This is a genomic window from Streptomyces tagetis (assembly GCF_018069565.1).
Classification (GTDB): Bacteria; Actinomycetota; Actinomycetes; order Streptomycetales; family Streptomycetaceae; genus Streptomyces; species Streptomyces tagetis.
In genome coordinates this window covers 657,549-673,620 of the sequence record NZ_JAGPNL010000003.1, presented here as the reverse complement: position 1 = coordinate 673,620, position 16,072 = coordinate 657,549, and the positions used below count along the sequence as shown (strand labels likewise).

The window sequence follows — 16,072 nt, the reverse complement described above, 5'->3', positions numbered from 1 at the left end:
CACTCAACCCGCTCAAGCCAACTCTCGATTCAGCTCACTCAACAACGACCGAACATCCCGCCCCGGAAACGCGTGCGCGAAGCCCCGCCCGCCACCCTTCCCTTTGAAGGGCTCGGCATTGAACTCCGCCGTACTGATCCCGACGTCGCTCGCTACCACATCACGTATGGACCGCAGCCACCACAGCTGCTCATCCGAGAAGTCCGCTCCCGCCTGCCGTTGCTTGAGCAGCCACCCCTCAAAGCGCTCCTCCACCGTCTCACGGTACGGCCGCAGCTCCTCGTCCACTCCTAGCTCGTACCGGATCAGAGAGATAAGGTCGGGCACCCCGGCCTCTCGGCCGCCGCCGTCGGAGTGGACCGCCGCGCCCAAGTCCTCGTAGTACGTCCACAGCACCTGTGGAGTCCAGGCGAACTGCGGGCGGCGGATCTCCAGTGCCAGTTCCTTCAGCGCGGCATACGTCTCCTCAGGGGAAACCGACCGGGGGCTCGTCAGCGCGATGCTGACCGCCGCGATGCGGTCGCGCTCTTCCTTCAGGAGTCGGCTCCAGCGGCCGACCTGCTCCCGGGCCCGCTCCTCGCGCGGGATTTCATCGACGTCCGTCACCTCGACGGCCGTGAACTCGTCAAAGAGGTAGTCCTTGTCCCGCCGGATCTCGATGATGTGCCGTCGAAGCTCGGGATACTCCGTCAGCGGAGCGATCGCGTCCTCCACGAGCCGCCGGGCCGCCGTCTGGCCGCCCTGATCCAGCGCCCGCTCCTGCCGGTCCGGGTCCACCGCCTTCACAATGGCACCCGCGATCTCAGACAGGGTCCGTCCGCCCGAGGCGCGCGTCAGCTGCTCGCGCTCCTCCTCCGTCAACTGCTGGTTGAGCCGCGCCAGCCGTCCCGCCAGAATTTCGGCCTCACTCGCGCTGATCGATTTCATACCGGCCTTGTCCAGCAGCTTGGCCAGTGAGACCTGCCGCTCGCCCGCAGGCACCAGCGGCTTGGCGTCCACCAGCGGGGAGTCCGTCACCCCGACAGCGTCGACGAGTACGAACCGGTCCTTGCGGACCATCGCGTCCGCATCCGGTGTGACCTCCTGGAGCTCTGTTGCGTCGATGGTGCGAGCGCCGCGGCCCTTCATCTGCTCGAAGAGGACGGCGCTGCGCACCTCGCGCAGAAAGATCACGCACTCCAGAGCCTTCACGTCCGTACCGGTCGCGATCATGTCGACGGTGACGGCGACCCGCATCCGGGGCGAGGTCCGCAGCGCTCGGATCAGCTCGTCCGGGTCCTCGCCGGCCTGACGGCTCTTGTACGTGATCTTCTTCGCGAAGTCGTCGCCGCGCCCGAAGACCTCCTTGACCTGCGCGAGGACATCTTCCGCATGGTCCTCGCCGACCGCGAAGATCAGGGTCTTCGGAAGCTCGGTCCGCCCGGGGAACCAGCGCCGCCAGTTGTCCCGGTATGCGGTAAGCACCGCCCGGATCTCGTCCACCGTCACCACCGAGCGGCCTATCTGCCCAGTCGTGTAGGTGAAGTCGTCGTCCAGTTCCTGGTAGCGCTGCCGCCGCGTCTTGCGGTCCTTCACCCGCACCGTCGTGCCCGACTCGATGGTCGCGGCGCCTTTCTCGCGCAGGTCGGTGCGCATCCGTACGACGTCGAAGTCGACGTTCACCCCGTCCGCAACGGCCTGCGGATAGGTGTATTCGGAGACCAGGTTGCGGCCGAAAAAGCCGAGGGTCTGAAGTGTGGGGGTGGCGGTCAGACCAACCAGGTGCGCGTCGAAGTACTCCAACACGCCCCGCCACAGGCCGTAGATCGAGCGGTGACACTCGTCCACGATGATCAGGTCGAAGGACTCGATCGGGACCTTCGGGTTGTAGGAGACCTCAATGGGCAGGTCCGTCGCGTACGTGTCCTCGTACGCCGTGCTATCCGAGGTCTCGTCCGCCTGCTCGTCATCAACGAGGGTCTCCCCGCGCAGCAGCGAGTACATCTTCTGGATCGTGCAGATGACCACCGACGACGTGTCCTGGAGGCCCGCCGCGCCGAGCCGGTCGACGTTGTAGATGTCGGACAGCTTGCGGCCGTCGTCCGGTGTCGTGAACTTACGGAACTCGTCGTACGCCTGCCGACCCAGGTTGTTGCGGTCGACGAGAAACAGGACCCGGCGCGCCTTGGCGTGCTTGAGCAGCCGGTAGGTCTGTGCCACGGCGGTGAAGGTCTTGCCCGCGCCCGTCGCCATTTGGATCAGGGCCCGCGACCGGTCCTCGCTCAGGGACTCCTCCAGGCCGCTGATGGCGTCGATCTGGGCGAGACGCAGCCCATTCGACTCCAGCACGGGCAGTCGGCGCAGGGCTGCCCGGAACGTCGGGGCGGCCGGTGTCTCGTCGGCGCGACGCATCCAGGCGGCCACCGTCTCGGGGCGGTGGAAGGAGAACACCTCGCGGGAGCGGGCGTCGGGGTCGAGACGGTTGATGAAATAGGTCTCGGTGCCGGTCGTCGCGTAGCGGAACGCGAACGGCTCCGTCTCCCGCCAGACGGCGAGCCGGTGCTCCTTGAGGACACCGGCCGCGTACCGGTCGTTCTGCTCCACGGCACTGGAGAGGTGGTCGCCCTCCCGCTTGGCCTCGATCACACCGACGATCCTGCCGTCGACATACAGGACGTAGTCCGCGCGGCCGGTGGCCAGCGTGAACTCCCGTACAGCCACGCCCTGGCTCTCTCCCGGGTTGACCTGGTCGCGGTCCTGGACGACCCATCCCGCCGCGTGCAGCATCTCGTCGATGGCCTCGCGGGCCTGCACCTCGTTGAGTGCGGCGGGCCTCTGCGCACGATGGATGATCGCCTCGCGCCGCTTGGCATCGACCGGGCGCGGCTGCCTGCGAGCGGCCTCGTACTTCGCCTGCTGGGTAGCGCGCAGATCTTCGATCTGAGTGCTCAACTGCTCGACTCGTGCAAGCAGTTCTGTCTTGTTGGCATCGGCGCTGGCGATCAGGTTCTCGGCCTCGGCTCGCGCCCTGCGCTCGGCCTCCAGCGCGTCGTCGGCCTCGGCAAGCCGCATACGGGCCTGCGTGAGCGCCTGACGGTGGCCGTCGAGGGCCTCGCGCAGCTCGGCAAGCTCGGCAGGGTCCGTGATCTGAGCGCTGTCACCGGGATCCGTGGGCGGCACGAACTCGGCGACGGTCCGCCGGCCGTCGATGGCATCGTGGAACCAGAGGCCGAGCCGGTAGCAGATCCGTACGGCGGCCAGGGCCCGCGCCGTGTCGAAGAGGTGACTGTGGGCGGCCTTGTTCCGGTCGCGGCGCAGCCGGTCGAAGTCGTCGCGGATCTCCGGGACAAGGACTCCAGCCCTGGTCAGCGCGGTCAGCCGGTCGATCTGCCGATCGCCCTCGATCCGCATCCCGATACGGGCGACCAGTTCCTCGGCGAGGACCTCGCCGAACTGGCCCGCCTGGACCAGCGAGGAATTGGGGTTTGTGAACACGGTCGCTTCGGCGGAAGCCCCGTACAGGGAGAGCAGCGGCTGGTGCTGATACAGCACCCCGAAGTTGGGTGAGCCCTTCGCAAAGTCGCGAAGCCGGTCGTCCATGCTGCCCTATCCCCCGCTATCGCGCCTTACTGATTGGTGGGAGCCCAGCTTACGCAGCGACGCGCAGGGAGGTCTGGACAACGTCAGTTCAGCCGCTGCTTCCTTCCCCAGCGGCAGCCTCCAGGTGGAGCACGCCGCACCCCGCCGCTGACTACCACCACGCCACATGACTCCCTTCTCGTCGCTCTGACGAACTTCCACTCTGCTCGTTTCCGACCGATTCGAGCCGATTCCCCTCAGCGAGGTGCGCGGAGAGATCGTCAGCCGCGGATCTTTCGTCGGCCTCCTCTCAACTACTCATGGACGCAGCGATCCCCTGACGCCTTCGTCGTGGCGGGCGGTCCCCGGCCCAGTGCTGCACACCCGGCGCGCACTCTGGGTACCTTCGTGAGGAGAAGCCTCTACGGACGGAGCACCGATGTCCCGCCGCCCGCTCGACTGCCGGCGCCTCACCTACAGGGGGGCGCGCTAATGCTGGAAGAAGCTGAAGAGATCGGCCGCCGCGTACGCCGCGCACGGCTCCGCCTCGGCATGACTCAGGCCCGACCTCGCCGCCGCCCTGGGCAAGACCCAGGGATGGGTCTCCAAGATGGAACGCGGGCTCATCGAGCTGGACCGCGTCAGCCTGCTCAACCTGCTCGCCTCGGAGCTGCACGTACACCCGAACGACTTGATCGGGCGCCCGTACAACAGCTCCCCGGCCGAGAACCAGTGGCAGGTCTCGGCCGCAGCGATCCTGCGTGAGTTGCGCCGCTACGACCTCGCCCCCGTCTTTGACGGAACCCCTCGACCTGCCCGTCAACTCTGGCAGGACACCACCCGCCTGCACCGTCTGCGGGACGCTGCCGCCAACGTGGCGATCATGCAGATTCTCCCTGACCTGCTCCGTGAGGCACGAGCCCTCGCCGAAGTCGCGACGGGGCACGAGCGGGAAGAGGCGTTCGCCATCTACGCCGTGTGCTGCAAGTTCGCCCACACCGCCGCACACGCCCTCGGACACCCTCAGCTGATCGCCATGGCATGCGAGCGGGCCGCCTGGTCCGCTCAGCAGTCCGCCGACCCCGTCATGCCCGCCGTCGCCGACTGGATGCGCGTGTGGGACATGTGGGCCACGGCGGACTGGGAAGACTCCATCGCCTTGTCGGACAAGGCGATCCGCACCGTGCAGCAGGCTTACGACCAGGGCAAGCCGCTGGCGGTCCGCGCGTGGGGCACGCTCCAACTGCGTGCCGCTGTCTCCGCGGCCCGAGCGGGTCGCACTGCGGAAGCCGAGGACCGTATTGACCACGCACGGGCCGCAGCGGAACGGCTGACGGAGTACGGCGGTCCCCCGGTCTACGACCGTCACAGCCTGACGTTCTCGGCGGGCAACGTGCAGATTCACGCGATCAGCGTCGCGCTGGAGATGCACGAGCAACGCAAGGCGCTCTCGATAAACCGCCGCACAGGCCCGGCCGTGGTCGACGCGCTTCCCAACTCCCGCCGCGGCCACCACCACATGGACCTGGCGCGTGCCTGGCTGTGGGACGGAAACCGCGACAAGGCGCTGACGGAACTGGAGAAGGCCGAGCACATCGCGCCCCAGCTCGTCCGCAACCACCCCATCGCCCGGTCAACTCTGCGCAGCATCGTGTACGCCGAGCGGGCTACCACCCGTGAGAAGCTGCGCCGCATGTCAGACCGCTTCCACCTCGACGGATGAGGGTCGTATTCCTGCGGTTCATATTGGGCCTCGGAGCTCCTCCTAGCTTCGGAACATGTCCAAACAGAGCTCGCATCAACTGCCCTCGCTTGGCGCCGAGTTAACGCCCGGCGCCCCGTTTCACCCCCGTCTCGGCGACCTCGCCCTTGACCTCGCCAAGGGCGGGAAGATCGGGGTGGTCGTCGCCCTGCCGAGCGACAGCTCCGCGTCGTACCAACTGCGTCCGCCCGGTGGTGGAGAGGACTGGCGGGCCAGGAACGACGGAAAGACCCTGCGCCCCGTGCCCGTGCCGGTCACGCACGTCACGCCCATGAAGAGGGACGCCGTCTACGACCACCGCGCACAGCAGGCCGCGCTGCCGGCCACCGTGCACTACGAGGACGGCGGCACCTGCGAGAGCATGCTGGTGCTCACCCCGGCGCAAGTCGAGCTGTACTACATCCAGCTCGGTCAGCTCATCGAAGCCAGGGAATCGGCTCGGGAGCAGGTGCGGTGACCCCGGCCGTGCTGACGCTCGCTCCGCCGGCCTCTGCACGTCCCGCGATGCGGTCGCCTATCGCCTTCCGTTGTGAGGCGACCGCCCACGACCTCAGCGGCACCCGCGAAGTCCTGCTCGCCGCCTACCGCGGCCGGTCCCCGCGTCTCGCCGCCCGCTGGCTGCGTGCCCAGGCATTCCGCCTCGCTCGGCTGCTGTCCCCAGATCCCGGGGCCGCGTTCCTCCGAGCTGCGCCGCTCATCATCACGAGGCCGGACGTTTCTCGCCCTGATGCCGAACTGCGCGCGTGGGCCGACAGTGACCAGGCGTACGAGCACGCGCTACGCACCCTCGCCGCAGGTCGCGCCTTCGTGTTCGCGGTGACGGACTACGACGCCCGGTACTCCCTCCGGGTGTACCCGCTGCCCACACGCCGCCCGGCACCCCCGCAAGCCCCCGCCCGGTGCCCACCCCACTCCCCGGCGGGGACCGGCCGCCACCGGAGGCCACGGGGAGGCGCACGCCCCGATGACCCCCGGCGCGGGGGCGGGCCCGCCACCCAACCGGAGCTCTCCCGCTAAACGCACACCCGCCGCTCCGCGGCGCAATCCTGCCCATCTACCGAGGGGAAGACGCGGTGACCACCTATCCCGTATCGCCGAACACCGTGCTGGCGAACGCGCTCACCAGCGCTGAGGACCTGCTCAGGCCGCACCTCGTCAACGCAGCTCCGGAGCGGATCGTGTTCGTGGTGGGAACTCAGATCAACGGAGCGCCGCACGTCGGAACGTCCCTGGTTCAGTCGCTCACGTTCGCCACCGCGGCGCGCATCCGCGACAAGTTCGGTGTACAGGCCGAAGTCCAGTTCGGCGCCCTCGACAACGCGCCATATGCCATCGTCACCGACAAGGAAACCGGTCACCGCTACCAGCGCGCCTACGCGCACGCCCTGGGCGCGGCCGGCGTCGCGGAACAAGTCGACAAGCTGTACCGCCCGCTGTTCACGGCCCTGTCCGAGCGCCTGCACGTGTCGTACTCGGTCGAGACCTACAGTCAGCAGCAGGCGGGCGAGCACTTCCGCCGTACCTGGCTGCGCGTGCTGCCCCGCATGGACGCCGCCCGCTGGCACCTGTCTCCGTCGTCCGGCGTCCCACACGTCCGTGTCCCCTGCCCGCGTCCCGGCTGCGGGTGGGCCGAGAAGTACGCGGAGCGAACCCACGTCCGTGACGACGGCTTCGAGCGCGCAACCGTCTCGGCCGTGTGCCTGCACCATGGCGAATACGAGGTCATCATCGAACCGGCCAACGGTGGCTACCTGGACCTGGCCACGCTGTACCGGAACCTGGTCAAGGAGCTGGCCATCACGGGATCGGCCGGCACGCTGTACGTCATGGTCAAAGGCAGCGACTGGATGCCCGGCTGCATCCTCGTCGACGGCGCGCTACAGGCCGTCGGCCTCACCCGCGGGCAGCTGCCCGCCCGGCTGTTCTGCCCCCAGGTCGTCACGGACACAGGCGCGAAGTTGTCCAAGTCTCTTATCCGCGAGGGGCGAGCGCCCTTGCCCGACGGTGCGGCCCCGTGGATGCTCGACACCCGAGAGTGGCCGGGCTCGTTGGCTGAATACGTCGACCGCTTGCTCGGTCTGACTGACGTGTTACTCGCCGACCCTCGCCACTTCTTCCGCTCGTATTCGGCCGGTGAACTCGGCCGACTCATGACCACCGCAACAGCTAGGAGCGTTCCCGCCCCATGACGGAAACCGCAGCCGCCCACGTTCGCGAGCTGAACCTCTACCGCCGGTACTTCGACCTCGTCGCCGCCGGTCAGAAGACGATCGAGGTGCGGGTCAAGTACCCCCACCTCGAAGACCTGGCCGCCGGAAACGTCATCCGCTTCCGGATCAAGGGCACGGACGAGACGTGCGACGTCCTGGTGAAGCGGGTCACGGAGTACAAGACGTTCGACGAACTGCTCGACGGAGAGGGCCCGGCGAACGTCAACCCGGCGTCCTCCCGTGAGCAGCAGCTCGCCAACATCCGCGAGATCTACTCCGCGGAGAAGGAAGCGCTCGGCGCGCTCGCCATCGAACTCGAACTGCTGCCATAAGCCCGCCGTACGGTCCTCACCCCCCGGGGACGGTACGGCTTCCCCAAGGGAACGCCAACAACTGGAGACCGGACCACCCCTCAGCCGGGACGGCAATCCGGGTGGTCCAGTCGCAGAATCCCTGGTAAGGACCCCGGTGCCGATGGCACCGGGGCGGTTGGCGTGCTCTGACACGGGTGCCGCTCAACCCCGGCTCCCTGTCATCGAGTTGGAGAAGGGTCTGCCCTGAGCCACCGAAAGTCAGCCACGGCTGCGGGTGCGCCGAACACGCACCCGCCACGTGTGTCTCCAGCAACCCCCCACCGGCATCAGCCACGCTTCTTCGAACGTCACGGGCCTCCGCATCACACCGGCCTCGGCGCGCCGTCGGCGTTGCGGCTGATGCATGGACTCGGTCTGCGGCGCTGAGGCCAGCCGCCCAGCCACAACTGGTTTAACAGCAATTCGCGGTGTCCCACGTGAACTTGGCGAGCGCCTCGCCCCTGTCGGCCGTGCGCGCCCTGGGGTGACTGGCAAGGTTCTTCGCGGGGTCCGGCTGACCGCTTCTCGGGCTTTGCGGCGCGAGCGGACGGGGGCCGTCGCGGGCGGTGGCGGAGACATGGAGCCAGCGGCGGCCTGGGGCCGCCGCGCCGCGCGGCCCGCGTCAGCGGGCCGCCTTGATCCAGTGAAGAAACTTTGGACAGCTCGCCCCTTCGGCCGCTTCGGCCGGTAGGCGGTGGGCTGCTTTGACGTGTTCATCATGGTTCGTCGGCGATATCACCGTTTCAATGCTTCCCGTCAGGCGGTGCGGTCCTGCGGCTCCGCCGCCCGCGCGACGGGAAGTCACGAGGGATTTCCCTGCCCGCTCCCGCCCGGCGGGCACCTGGGTTGCGGCAGGAAGCCCGGTTTCAGCAGGCTTCCCGGACGAGCGGCCGAATGGTGCACGCGCGCTTCACCAGGACGGGCCACCGAGGGGTTTTACGAGGCCATACGGAAGAACAGCACAGCGATGGACGGGGAAACGGTGGACGAGCCAGAGATCGCAGCGCTAGAAGCGGACGTGGAGCAACTGGCTGGCGAGATAGCTGAGTTCGCGGAGCTCATGCAGCAGGCGGCGCGGGAACTCAACTCTCTTGCCCTTCGATGTGGTCTGCCATCTTCTGCATCAGAGTGAACATCTTGGCCATGTCCTGCTTCAGGCTCGCCAGTTCATGCTTCAGCTCCTCAACGTCCATGGCGAGGTTGAAGTAGCGAGTCTCGGAAGGCGTCGGCTTGGGGGGCGCACTCTCGGGTGCACCCTCGACCTGTTCGTCCTGAGCCTGCTCGGGTTCACCTTCGGGCCGGCGCACGAAACTGCCCCTGCCCTGGACGCCATAGATGAGCCCCTCGTTCTTGAGCATGCGGAACGCGTTCTGCACGGTGGCGCTGGCGATGCCGAACTTCTCCTGAAGTTCCCGCGACGGGGGGATCTGGTCACCGGGCTTCAGGACGCCGATCTGAATCTGGCGTCGCAGGTACTCGGCGACCTGCACGTAGGGGGGCCGGTGGTCCCGATCGAGGGGCAGTGTCATGGCCGCAGGATACGGCCACCCAGCTAGATCACGCGGGAGTACCAGCAAACTCCCACCCTCAGCGTTTCAGTTGCCTAGCGTTGCAGCCAACTGAAACATGTGGTTGTATCTGCTCCTGGCCGGAGATCACCGGTCACCCCCTGCAGAAAGGGCCTCACTGTCATGGCCAGGACCGTTATCCGCGTGCACGTGCTGGACTCCACGAACGTCATGGTCGGCACGCCGACGGTGCCGAAGTGGAAGGACCAGGAGAACGGGGTCCGCGCGGTGGACTTCGAGACCGGTGCGCCGCTGTGCACGCTGACCCTCTTCGTGATGGAGGGTGAGCGCGCCGAGGCGATCAAGGTGACCGTCCCGCAGACCGGTCTGCCCAACGGCCTGCACCAGGGCCGGTTCGTCCGCCCGGTGGACCTCTTCGCGAGCCCGTGGGCGCGGATCTTCAACGATCAGCTTCAGGAGGGCGTGGCGTACCGCTGCTCTGCGCTGGAGCTCGTCGACGGTTCGCACGTGCAGCAGGACGTGGCCGCGCCCGAGCCCGCTGCGGCGTGACGCCGCTCCCCGCACGGCTGGGGTGAGACCCCAGATGGCAGCCGCCCGCTCGCAATCTTCATCGACGGAGCGGCTGCCCGTCCGGGGCATGCGCCCCTATCCCTTGTACTTCTCCGCGCGTCCGGTGCCGCGCGGTTTCCCGAACGACACGAAGGAAGACCGGTGAACGACCTCAACGAAGCGTTCGGTTGGCTCCGCGGAGCAACGTGGCTGGGACTCGGACTGATCGCCCTGTGGGCCGTGGTCTGGGTCGTCCGCTACCTGCGGGCGTCGCCGATGGAGCGCATCAGTATCCGACAGGCGATACGGATTCGCTGGGGCTGGAAGCGGCTCGCGCAGATGTGCGGACTGTCCGTCACAGACAAGATGCCCACCCCCCTGGCCTCGCTCGCGAACACGGACGGCACGCCGCCCAAGCCCCGGGTCCTGGTTCCGGCGCTCAAGGTCACGCCGGACGCCTTCGGGGTGATGGCGTGGGCGAACTGCTTGCCGAAGGTGGGTCTGGCGGAGTTCCAGAAGGCCGCCCCCTACCTGGCGGACGCCTGGCGCATGACGCGGGTGTCCGCGCTGCCCGGGGACAGGCCCGGACAGGTCCTGCTGCGCGGGGTGCGGGTGGACCCGCTGATCGTGCCGACCGTGCACGTGCCCACCGGCCGCCCGCCGGAGGAGTACGCGAAGTGGGACCTGGGTGTCGACGAGTTCGGTATGCCCGTCGTCGTGCCCCTCAGGGAAGTACCCGGCATGGCTGTCAGCGGCCTGCCGGGCTTCGGGAAGACCTCGTGCGTGAACCGGCTGGTGTGCGACTGGGCACCCTCGCTGGCCGTTCAGTTCGTCTTCTTCGACGGCAAGGTCTCCCACGCCTATGAGGGCGACTACGCCGACCTCGTCCAGCGGGCGTTCGCGTTCTGCGGCGACGACCTGGAGCAGGCGAACAAGCTGTTGAAGGAACTGGTGCAGCTGCGCCGCGCCCGTTCCGCGTCCATCCGCAGCGTCTTGGGCGTGAAGAACATGTGGCACGTCGGCCCGTCTGCCGACTGGCCGCTGATCGTCATCGTCATCGACGAAGCCCACACCTACTTCCGCGATCACAAGGGCTCCGACCCGGCCACCAGGAAGCTCGCCGCGTTCGCGGCGGACAACGCCCGCTTGACGGAGGACCTGGTGAAGAAGGGTCGTTCGGTCGGCTTCCTGACCGTGCTGACCACGCAGAAGACCACCGGGGACGCCATCCCCACCTTCATCCGGGATGTGTGCCCGGTCGGGCTGTCCTTCGCGCAGAAGACCGCGGATGCCGCCGTGGCCGCGCTCGGCGACGACATCCGTGAGTGGCCCGACGCCAGCCCGGTCAATCTCCAGGATCCCGCCTACGTCGGTGTCGCGGTCATGTCCCAGCACGGGCGCCCCGGCTTCGTACGCATCCGTACGCCCTACGTCGCCGACGAGGACGCCGCCCGCATCGCCGAGCAGACCGCCCGCCTGGCGCAGCACCCGGCCCGGCTCCTGGAGAACCTGACCGGGCGCCCGGTCGTGGACCTCACCAAGCCCGACCCCGAGCCCCCGGCAAAGGCGGCCTGACATGCACCGCGTCATAAGGATCTACATTCGGCACATGCGCAAGGCGATCACCGCCCAGGACTATGACAAGGCCGGTCGGATCGGCATCGCCGCTTACCGCGTCGCCAACGCCAGCGAACGCCGGGTTCTGGAAACCTACCTCGGGCCGAACGCCGCCCACCGGGCCAGCCTCGACCGCAACTGACCCCCTGCTCTTGCCCCCGACTCGTCCTGGAAGGAGGTGAAACCCCTCATGTCAGAAGACCGGATCACTCAGCGCACGATCACCGTAGTCATGGCGGTCATCGCCCTGCTGGCGTTCGTGTTCTCCTTCGGCAACGTCTGGAACCTCGCCCTGCGCCTGGGCGTCCCCAACCCGATCGCACCCCTGATCGCCCCCATGGTCGACCTGTCCGTCCTCGGTCTCCTGGTCGCCCTGCGCCACCTGTCCCTGCGCGGCGTCCCCGCCGAAGATCTCAAGGGCGCAAACCGGCTGATGCACACCTCCGGCTTCTTCACCCTCGCCCTCAACATCGCCGAACCCATCATCGCCGGGCACTACGGCCGCGCCTGCGTCGACGCCGTCGCCCCGCTGCTCCTCCTCGGCTGGGGTGCCGTCGGCCCCGCGCTACTGCGCCACTTCCACGCCGTCACCACCCCTGCCCCCGTCGCCCTTCCGGAGCCGAGCAGGGAAACCGTGCCGAAGGACGACCCAACCGAAGCCGCTCCTGCCCCGGAGCCTGCCCCCGAACCGGCGATGCCCCCGGCTCCCGCCCCGGTGGCCCCCGCCCTCTCTCCAGTGGCTGCGCCACATTCGCCGGTCAAGGTGGCCCCGGCCCTGCTCGACGCCGCCCGCGAGATCGCCGACGCCCACCGCGCCGCACACGGCCAGCCGATCACCGCGGCCCAGCTCAAGGCTCGCCTCGGCGTAAGCCTGCCTCTGGCCACCGCCGTACACGCGGCCCTGACCGCCTGACCCTCCCGCCGGCCTCCCGGCACTTTCCCTCCCTGGCCCCCTGGCCCCCTGGGCCTGACCCGTCACGCCCTCGGGCAGCACCCGGCCCCCGCCTCGGTGCTGCCCGGGGCCCTCCATCAGCGGAAAGGATGCACCTGCCGATGCCCCGCGACCTCGACCTGCGGCACGTGATCAGCCCCGCTGTCCGGGACCTGATCGAGCTGGCCAACCTCGGCGACTTCGACCGCACTCGCGACCAGGTCTCCCGCCTGCGCGGCTGCACCCGCCCCGTCAACCTCGTCGGCCACACCCGCACCCGCGACACAGCCACCGGCGAAACGATCCCGCTCGTACTCCACCAGCGCCGAACCCACGGGACGCCTGCTGACCACCTGCGGCAACCGCCGCGCCTCCCGCTGCGCCACCTGCTCCCGCGTCTACGCAGCCGACACCTACCAGCTCATCCGCGCCGGACTCTCCGGGGGCAAGAACGTCCCCGAAACCGTCCGCACCCACCCTCGCGTCTTCGCCACGCTCACCGCCCCTTCGTTCGGCCCCGTCCACAACCGGGCCACCACCAAGGCCGGCAAGCCGCGCGCCTGCCGCTGCGGCCAGCGCCACGCAGACGACGCCCCCGAACTCGGCACACCGCTGCACCCGGCCTCCTACGACTACACCGGCGCCGTGCTGTGGAACGCCCACGCCGGAGCCCTGTGGGCCCGCTTCACCCTCAACCTCCGCCGGGCCCTGGCCGCCCACTTCGGCATCACGCAGAAGGACATGAAACAGGTTCTGCGGGTGTCGTTCGCCAAGGTCGCCGAGTACCAAAAGCGCGGCCTGGTCCACTTCCACGCCGTCATCCGCATCGACGGCCCCGACGGCCACACCAGCTCCCCACCAGCCTGGGCCACTGTGGACGACCTCACCCACGGCATCCGCACCGCCGTCCCCCGCACCGCGCTCACCGTCGCCTCCGACACCGTCGGAGACCACGAGATCCGCTGGGGACAGATGCTCGACGTACAGGAGATCACCGCCCTCGGCGACGGCGAACTCACCGACGCCGCCGTGGCCGGATACGTCGCCAAGTACGCCACCAAGAGCGCTGAGGACTCCGGCACCGTCGACCGTTCCCTGGTCTGCCGCGCCTGCTCCGGCCACGGCACCGTCGGCGGCCGTATTCGGGACCTGTGCCCCGACTGCGAAGGCACTCGCCAGGCCGAACCCCTGCGGGACCTGCCCGTCCACCAGCACGTTCGCCAGATGATCCGCACCGCCTGGGACCTCGGTGGCTTGCCCGAATTCGCGGACCTCAAGCTCTGCAAGTGGGCCCACATGCTCGGCTTCCGCGGCCACTTCTCCACCAAGTCCCGCGCCTACTCCACCACCCTCGGCGCCCTCCGCGACGTACGCCGCGCCTGGCACCTCGCCCAAGCCGAAGCCGCCCGCACCCGCGCTGGCCACCCCGCACCCACCCTGGACACCGTCCTCGTCACCGAAGCCTCCTGGGCCTACCTCGCCTCGGGCTACCGCCCCGGCGAAGAACTCCTCGCCAACCAGACCCGCCACGACATCTACCAGGCCCAACGCCGCAAGCACGAAGGGCTGGAGCCTGCATGACTACAGCCGTACTCACCGTGGACCAGGTCGCGACGCGCCTCGGCATCAGCCGCTGGAAGGTCCACGACCTGATCCGCTCCCGCGAACTCGCCTCCTTCAAGATCGGCCGCTGCCGCCGTATCAGCGAATCCGCCGTGCACGCCTACATATCCCTCCAGACCGAACAGGAAGCTGCCTGATGGCCACGCCGAAGAAGAACGCCAACAACGAGGGCACCATCTACCAACGCAAGGACAGCCGTTGGGAGGGCAGTGCATACGTGCTGACGACGGACGGCACGTACAAGCGGCGCAGCGTCTATGGCAAGACCTGGGACGAGGCTCACGAGAAGCTGACCAAGCTCAAGGCCGACTCCCTCAACGGCCTGCCGGTCGCCACCAACAAGATGACGATCGCCGAGTACCTGACGTACTGGCTGACGAACGTCGCCAAGGGCAAGGTCCGCAGGACGACCTACGTCAACTACGAATCCCTCGTGCGCAACTACGTCACCACGGAGTTCGGCAAGAAGAAGTTGGTCCGGCTCACCACCCGCGACATCCGCGCCTTCCTCGCGAAGACGGCGGTCACCTGCCAGTGCTGCGCGCAGGGCAAGGACAAGAAACGGCCGGAGCACAAGCGGCGCTGCTGCGCCCTTCGGAAGTGCTGCAAGAAGCTCCCGTCTGACCGAACCGTGCGCTTCCTGCTGGTGATCCTGCGTGCCGCTCTCCAGCACGCCGTTCGCGAAGACGAGTTGCCCCGCAACGTGGCCCGGAACGTGGAGCTGAGCATGGGAACGAAGCGCGAGATCGAACCGCTCACCGCGAAGGAGGGGCGTCAGCTCCTGGCGGCAGCACGGGACAACCGCCTGTGGGCCACGTACGAACTGGCGGTCCGCATCGGCCTGCGGCGCGGTGAGCTGCTGGGGCTGCGCTGGTCGGACGTGGACCTTCACGAAGGCGTGCTCACCGTTCGGCAGGCCCTACAGCGCGTCGGCGGGGAACTGCTGCTCGTCGCGCCGAAGACTCAGCGCTCGGCCCGTCGCGTGGCCCTGCCGGCCGAGTGCGTGACGGCGCTCCGTGCTCAGCGTGCCCAGCAGATCGCCGACCGGAAGGGCGCGGGGGACAACTGGAAGGGCACAGGTCAGGACCTCGTCTTCACGACCAAGAACGGGACCCCCATCGAGCCGCGCAACCTGAACCGCTCCTTCGAGGTGCTGTGCGTCCGCGCCGGCGTCCGCAAGGTCCGCTTCCACGACCTGCGCCACACCTGCGCCTCGCTCCTCCACGAACAGGGCGCCGACGCCCGCATGATCATGGAAGTCCTCGGCCACAGTTCGATCCGCGTGACCATGGACATCTACACGTTCGTGCGGCTCGACTCGCAGCGCTCGGCGTTCGATCGGGTCGGGGATGCGCTGAGGGGTGACGGCAACAAGCCGGACGATGACGACGGTGCGGCCGGTGTCCCGGTAGCCGTCTGATTCGCTCCCGAAGGCGGTTGCCGTCAAAGTCTGCCGTCAAGCCAAAAGCCAGAGGCCCTGTGGATTCCTCCACAGGGCCTCTGACGTGCTGTGCACTCGGCAGGATTCGAACCTGCAACCTTCTGATCCGTAGTCAGATGCTCTATCCGTTAAGCTACGAGTGCGTGTCTTCTTCGGTTATTTCGCCGGTTCCTGGTCCTTTCGGCCCGCTCGCGGCGACAGGAAGAACATTACATGACTGCCGCCGTCATGTGAAATCCATTGGCCACACCCCTTGTGACCTGCGAAAACGGCTCCGCGGGCGCTGTGGGCAAGCCCGGGACGCGCCGAAGCCCCGGCCGTGGGGCCGGGGCTTCGGTGTGCGGTGCGGAGGCGGAGGGATTTGAACCCTCGATGGGTGTTAAAACCCAAACCGCATTAGCAGTGCGGCGCCATAGACCGGACTAGGCGACGCCTCCAGACGCATCACCCTTCGCGCACGAGCGCGAGTGGTGCGTGCCGATGATGACACAGTGGAGCG

The 16,072-nt window shown here is 68.2% G+C and carries 11 protein-coding genes, 2 tRNA genes and 2 pseudogenes; 11 read left to right on the top strand and 4 right to left on the bottom strand.

What is annotated here, in order from left to right; all coding sequences use genetic code 11:
• Window positions 1-12 precede the first annotated feature (12 nt).
• Window positions 13-3,579 (bottom strand): type I restriction endonuclease subunit R, encoded by a 3,567-nt coding sequence (locus J5Y05_RS15215; RefSeq protein WP_210872561.1) that lies wholly within the window; start codon window positions 3,577-3,579, stop codon window positions 13-15.
• A 471-nt stretch (window positions 3,580-4,050) separates the two neighbouring features.
• Between J5Y05_RS15215 and J5Y05_RS15210 the strand changes: the two are divergent.
• The 4 genes and pseudogenes from J5Y05_RS15210 to J5Y05_RS15195 all read left to right on the top strand — a co-directional run bounded on the left by J5Y05_RS15210 (window position 4,051) and on the right by J5Y05_RS15195 (window position 7,862).
• Window positions 4,051-5,281, top strand: a pseudogene (locus tag J5Y05_RS15210) (helix-turn-helix domain-containing protein).
• 55 nt (window positions 5,282-5,336) lie between these two features.
• Window positions 5,337-5,777, top strand: coding sequence for a hypothetical protein (locus J5Y05_RS15205; RefSeq protein WP_210872559.1), 441 nt, complete (start codon window positions 5,337-5,339; stop codon window positions 5,775-5,777).
• 616 nt (window positions 5,778-6,393) lie between these two features.
• Window positions 6,394-7,509, top strand: a complete 1,116-nt coding sequence (locus J5Y05_RS15200) for a hypothetical protein (RefSeq protein ID WP_210872557.1) — start codon at window positions 6,394-6,396, stop codon at window positions 7,507-7,509.
• Window positions 7,506-7,862 carry an ASCH domain-containing protein gene (locus J5Y05_RS15195; RefSeq protein WP_210872554.1) on the top strand — a complete coding sequence of 119 codons (357 nt, stop codon included), beginning with the start codon at window positions 7,506-7,508 and terminating at the stop codon, window positions 7,860-7,862. Before J5Y05_RS15200 ends, J5Y05_RS15195 begins: the two co-directional genes overlap by 4 nt.
• 1,103 nt (window positions 7,863-8,965) lie before the next feature.
• Here J5Y05_RS15195 and J5Y05_RS15190 read toward each other — a convergent pair.
• Window positions 8,966-9,412, bottom strand: a complete 447-nt coding sequence (locus J5Y05_RS15190) for a GntR family transcriptional regulator (protein ID WP_210872553.1) — start codon at window positions 9,410-9,412, stop codon at window positions 8,966-8,968.
• Between the two features lie 162 nt (window positions 9,413-9,574).
• Here J5Y05_RS15190 and J5Y05_RS15185 point away from each other — a divergent pair, with 162 nt between their 5' ends.
• From J5Y05_RS15185 to J5Y05_RS15155, 7 genes and pseudogenes are all read left to right on the top strand, one after another.
• Entirely contained in the window at window positions 9,575-9,961 is a 387-nt protein-coding gene (locus J5Y05_RS15185; protein WP_210872551.1) for a hypothetical protein, read from the top strand.
• A 162-nt stretch (window positions 9,962-10,123) separates the two neighbouring features.
• On the top strand, window positions 10,124-11,536 hold the full coding sequence (locus J5Y05_RS15180) for an FtsK/SpoIIIE domain-containing protein (protein ID WP_307853922.1): 1,413 nt from the start codon (window positions 10,124-10,126) through the stop codon (window positions 11,534-11,536).
• Between the two features lie 34 nt (window positions 11,537-11,570).
• On the top strand, window positions 11,571-11,720 hold the full coding sequence (locus J5Y05_RS15175) for a hypothetical protein (protein ID WP_210872549.1): 150 nt from the start codon (window positions 11,571-11,573) through the stop codon (window positions 11,718-11,720).
• Between the two features lie 48 nt (window positions 11,721-11,768).
• Entirely contained in the window at window positions 11,769-12,491 is a 723-nt protein-coding gene (locus J5Y05_RS15170; RefSeq protein ID WP_210872547.1) for a DUF2637 domain-containing protein, read from the top strand.
• 140 nt (window positions 12,492-12,631) lie between these two features.
• Window positions 12,632-14,090 (top strand): annotated as a pseudogene (locus J5Y05_RS15165) (replication initiator).
• Window positions 14,087-14,269, top strand: a complete 183-nt coding sequence (locus tag J5Y05_RS15160) for a helix-turn-helix domain-containing protein (RefSeq protein ID WP_210872545.1) — start codon at window positions 14,087-14,089, stop codon at window positions 14,267-14,269. Before J5Y05_RS15165 ends, J5Y05_RS15160 begins: the two are co-directional and overlap by 4 nt.
• Window positions 14,269-15,552, top strand: a complete 1,284-nt coding sequence (locus J5Y05_RS15155) for a site-specific integrase (protein ID WP_210872543.1) — start codon at window positions 14,269-14,271, stop codon at window positions 15,550-15,552. Before J5Y05_RS15160 ends, J5Y05_RS15155 begins: the two co-directional genes overlap by 1 nt.
• Window positions 15,553-15,643: 91 nt before the next feature.
• Here J5Y05_RS15155 and J5Y05_RS15150 read toward each other — a convergent pair.
• Window positions 15,644-15,716: transfer RNA gene (locus J5Y05_RS15150), tRNA-Arg, on the bottom strand.
• Window positions 15,717-15,919: 203 nt separating this feature from the next.
• A tRNA-Ser gene (locus J5Y05_RS15145) sits at window positions 15,920-16,010 on the bottom strand.
• Window positions 16,011-16,072: the final 62 nt, after the last annotated feature.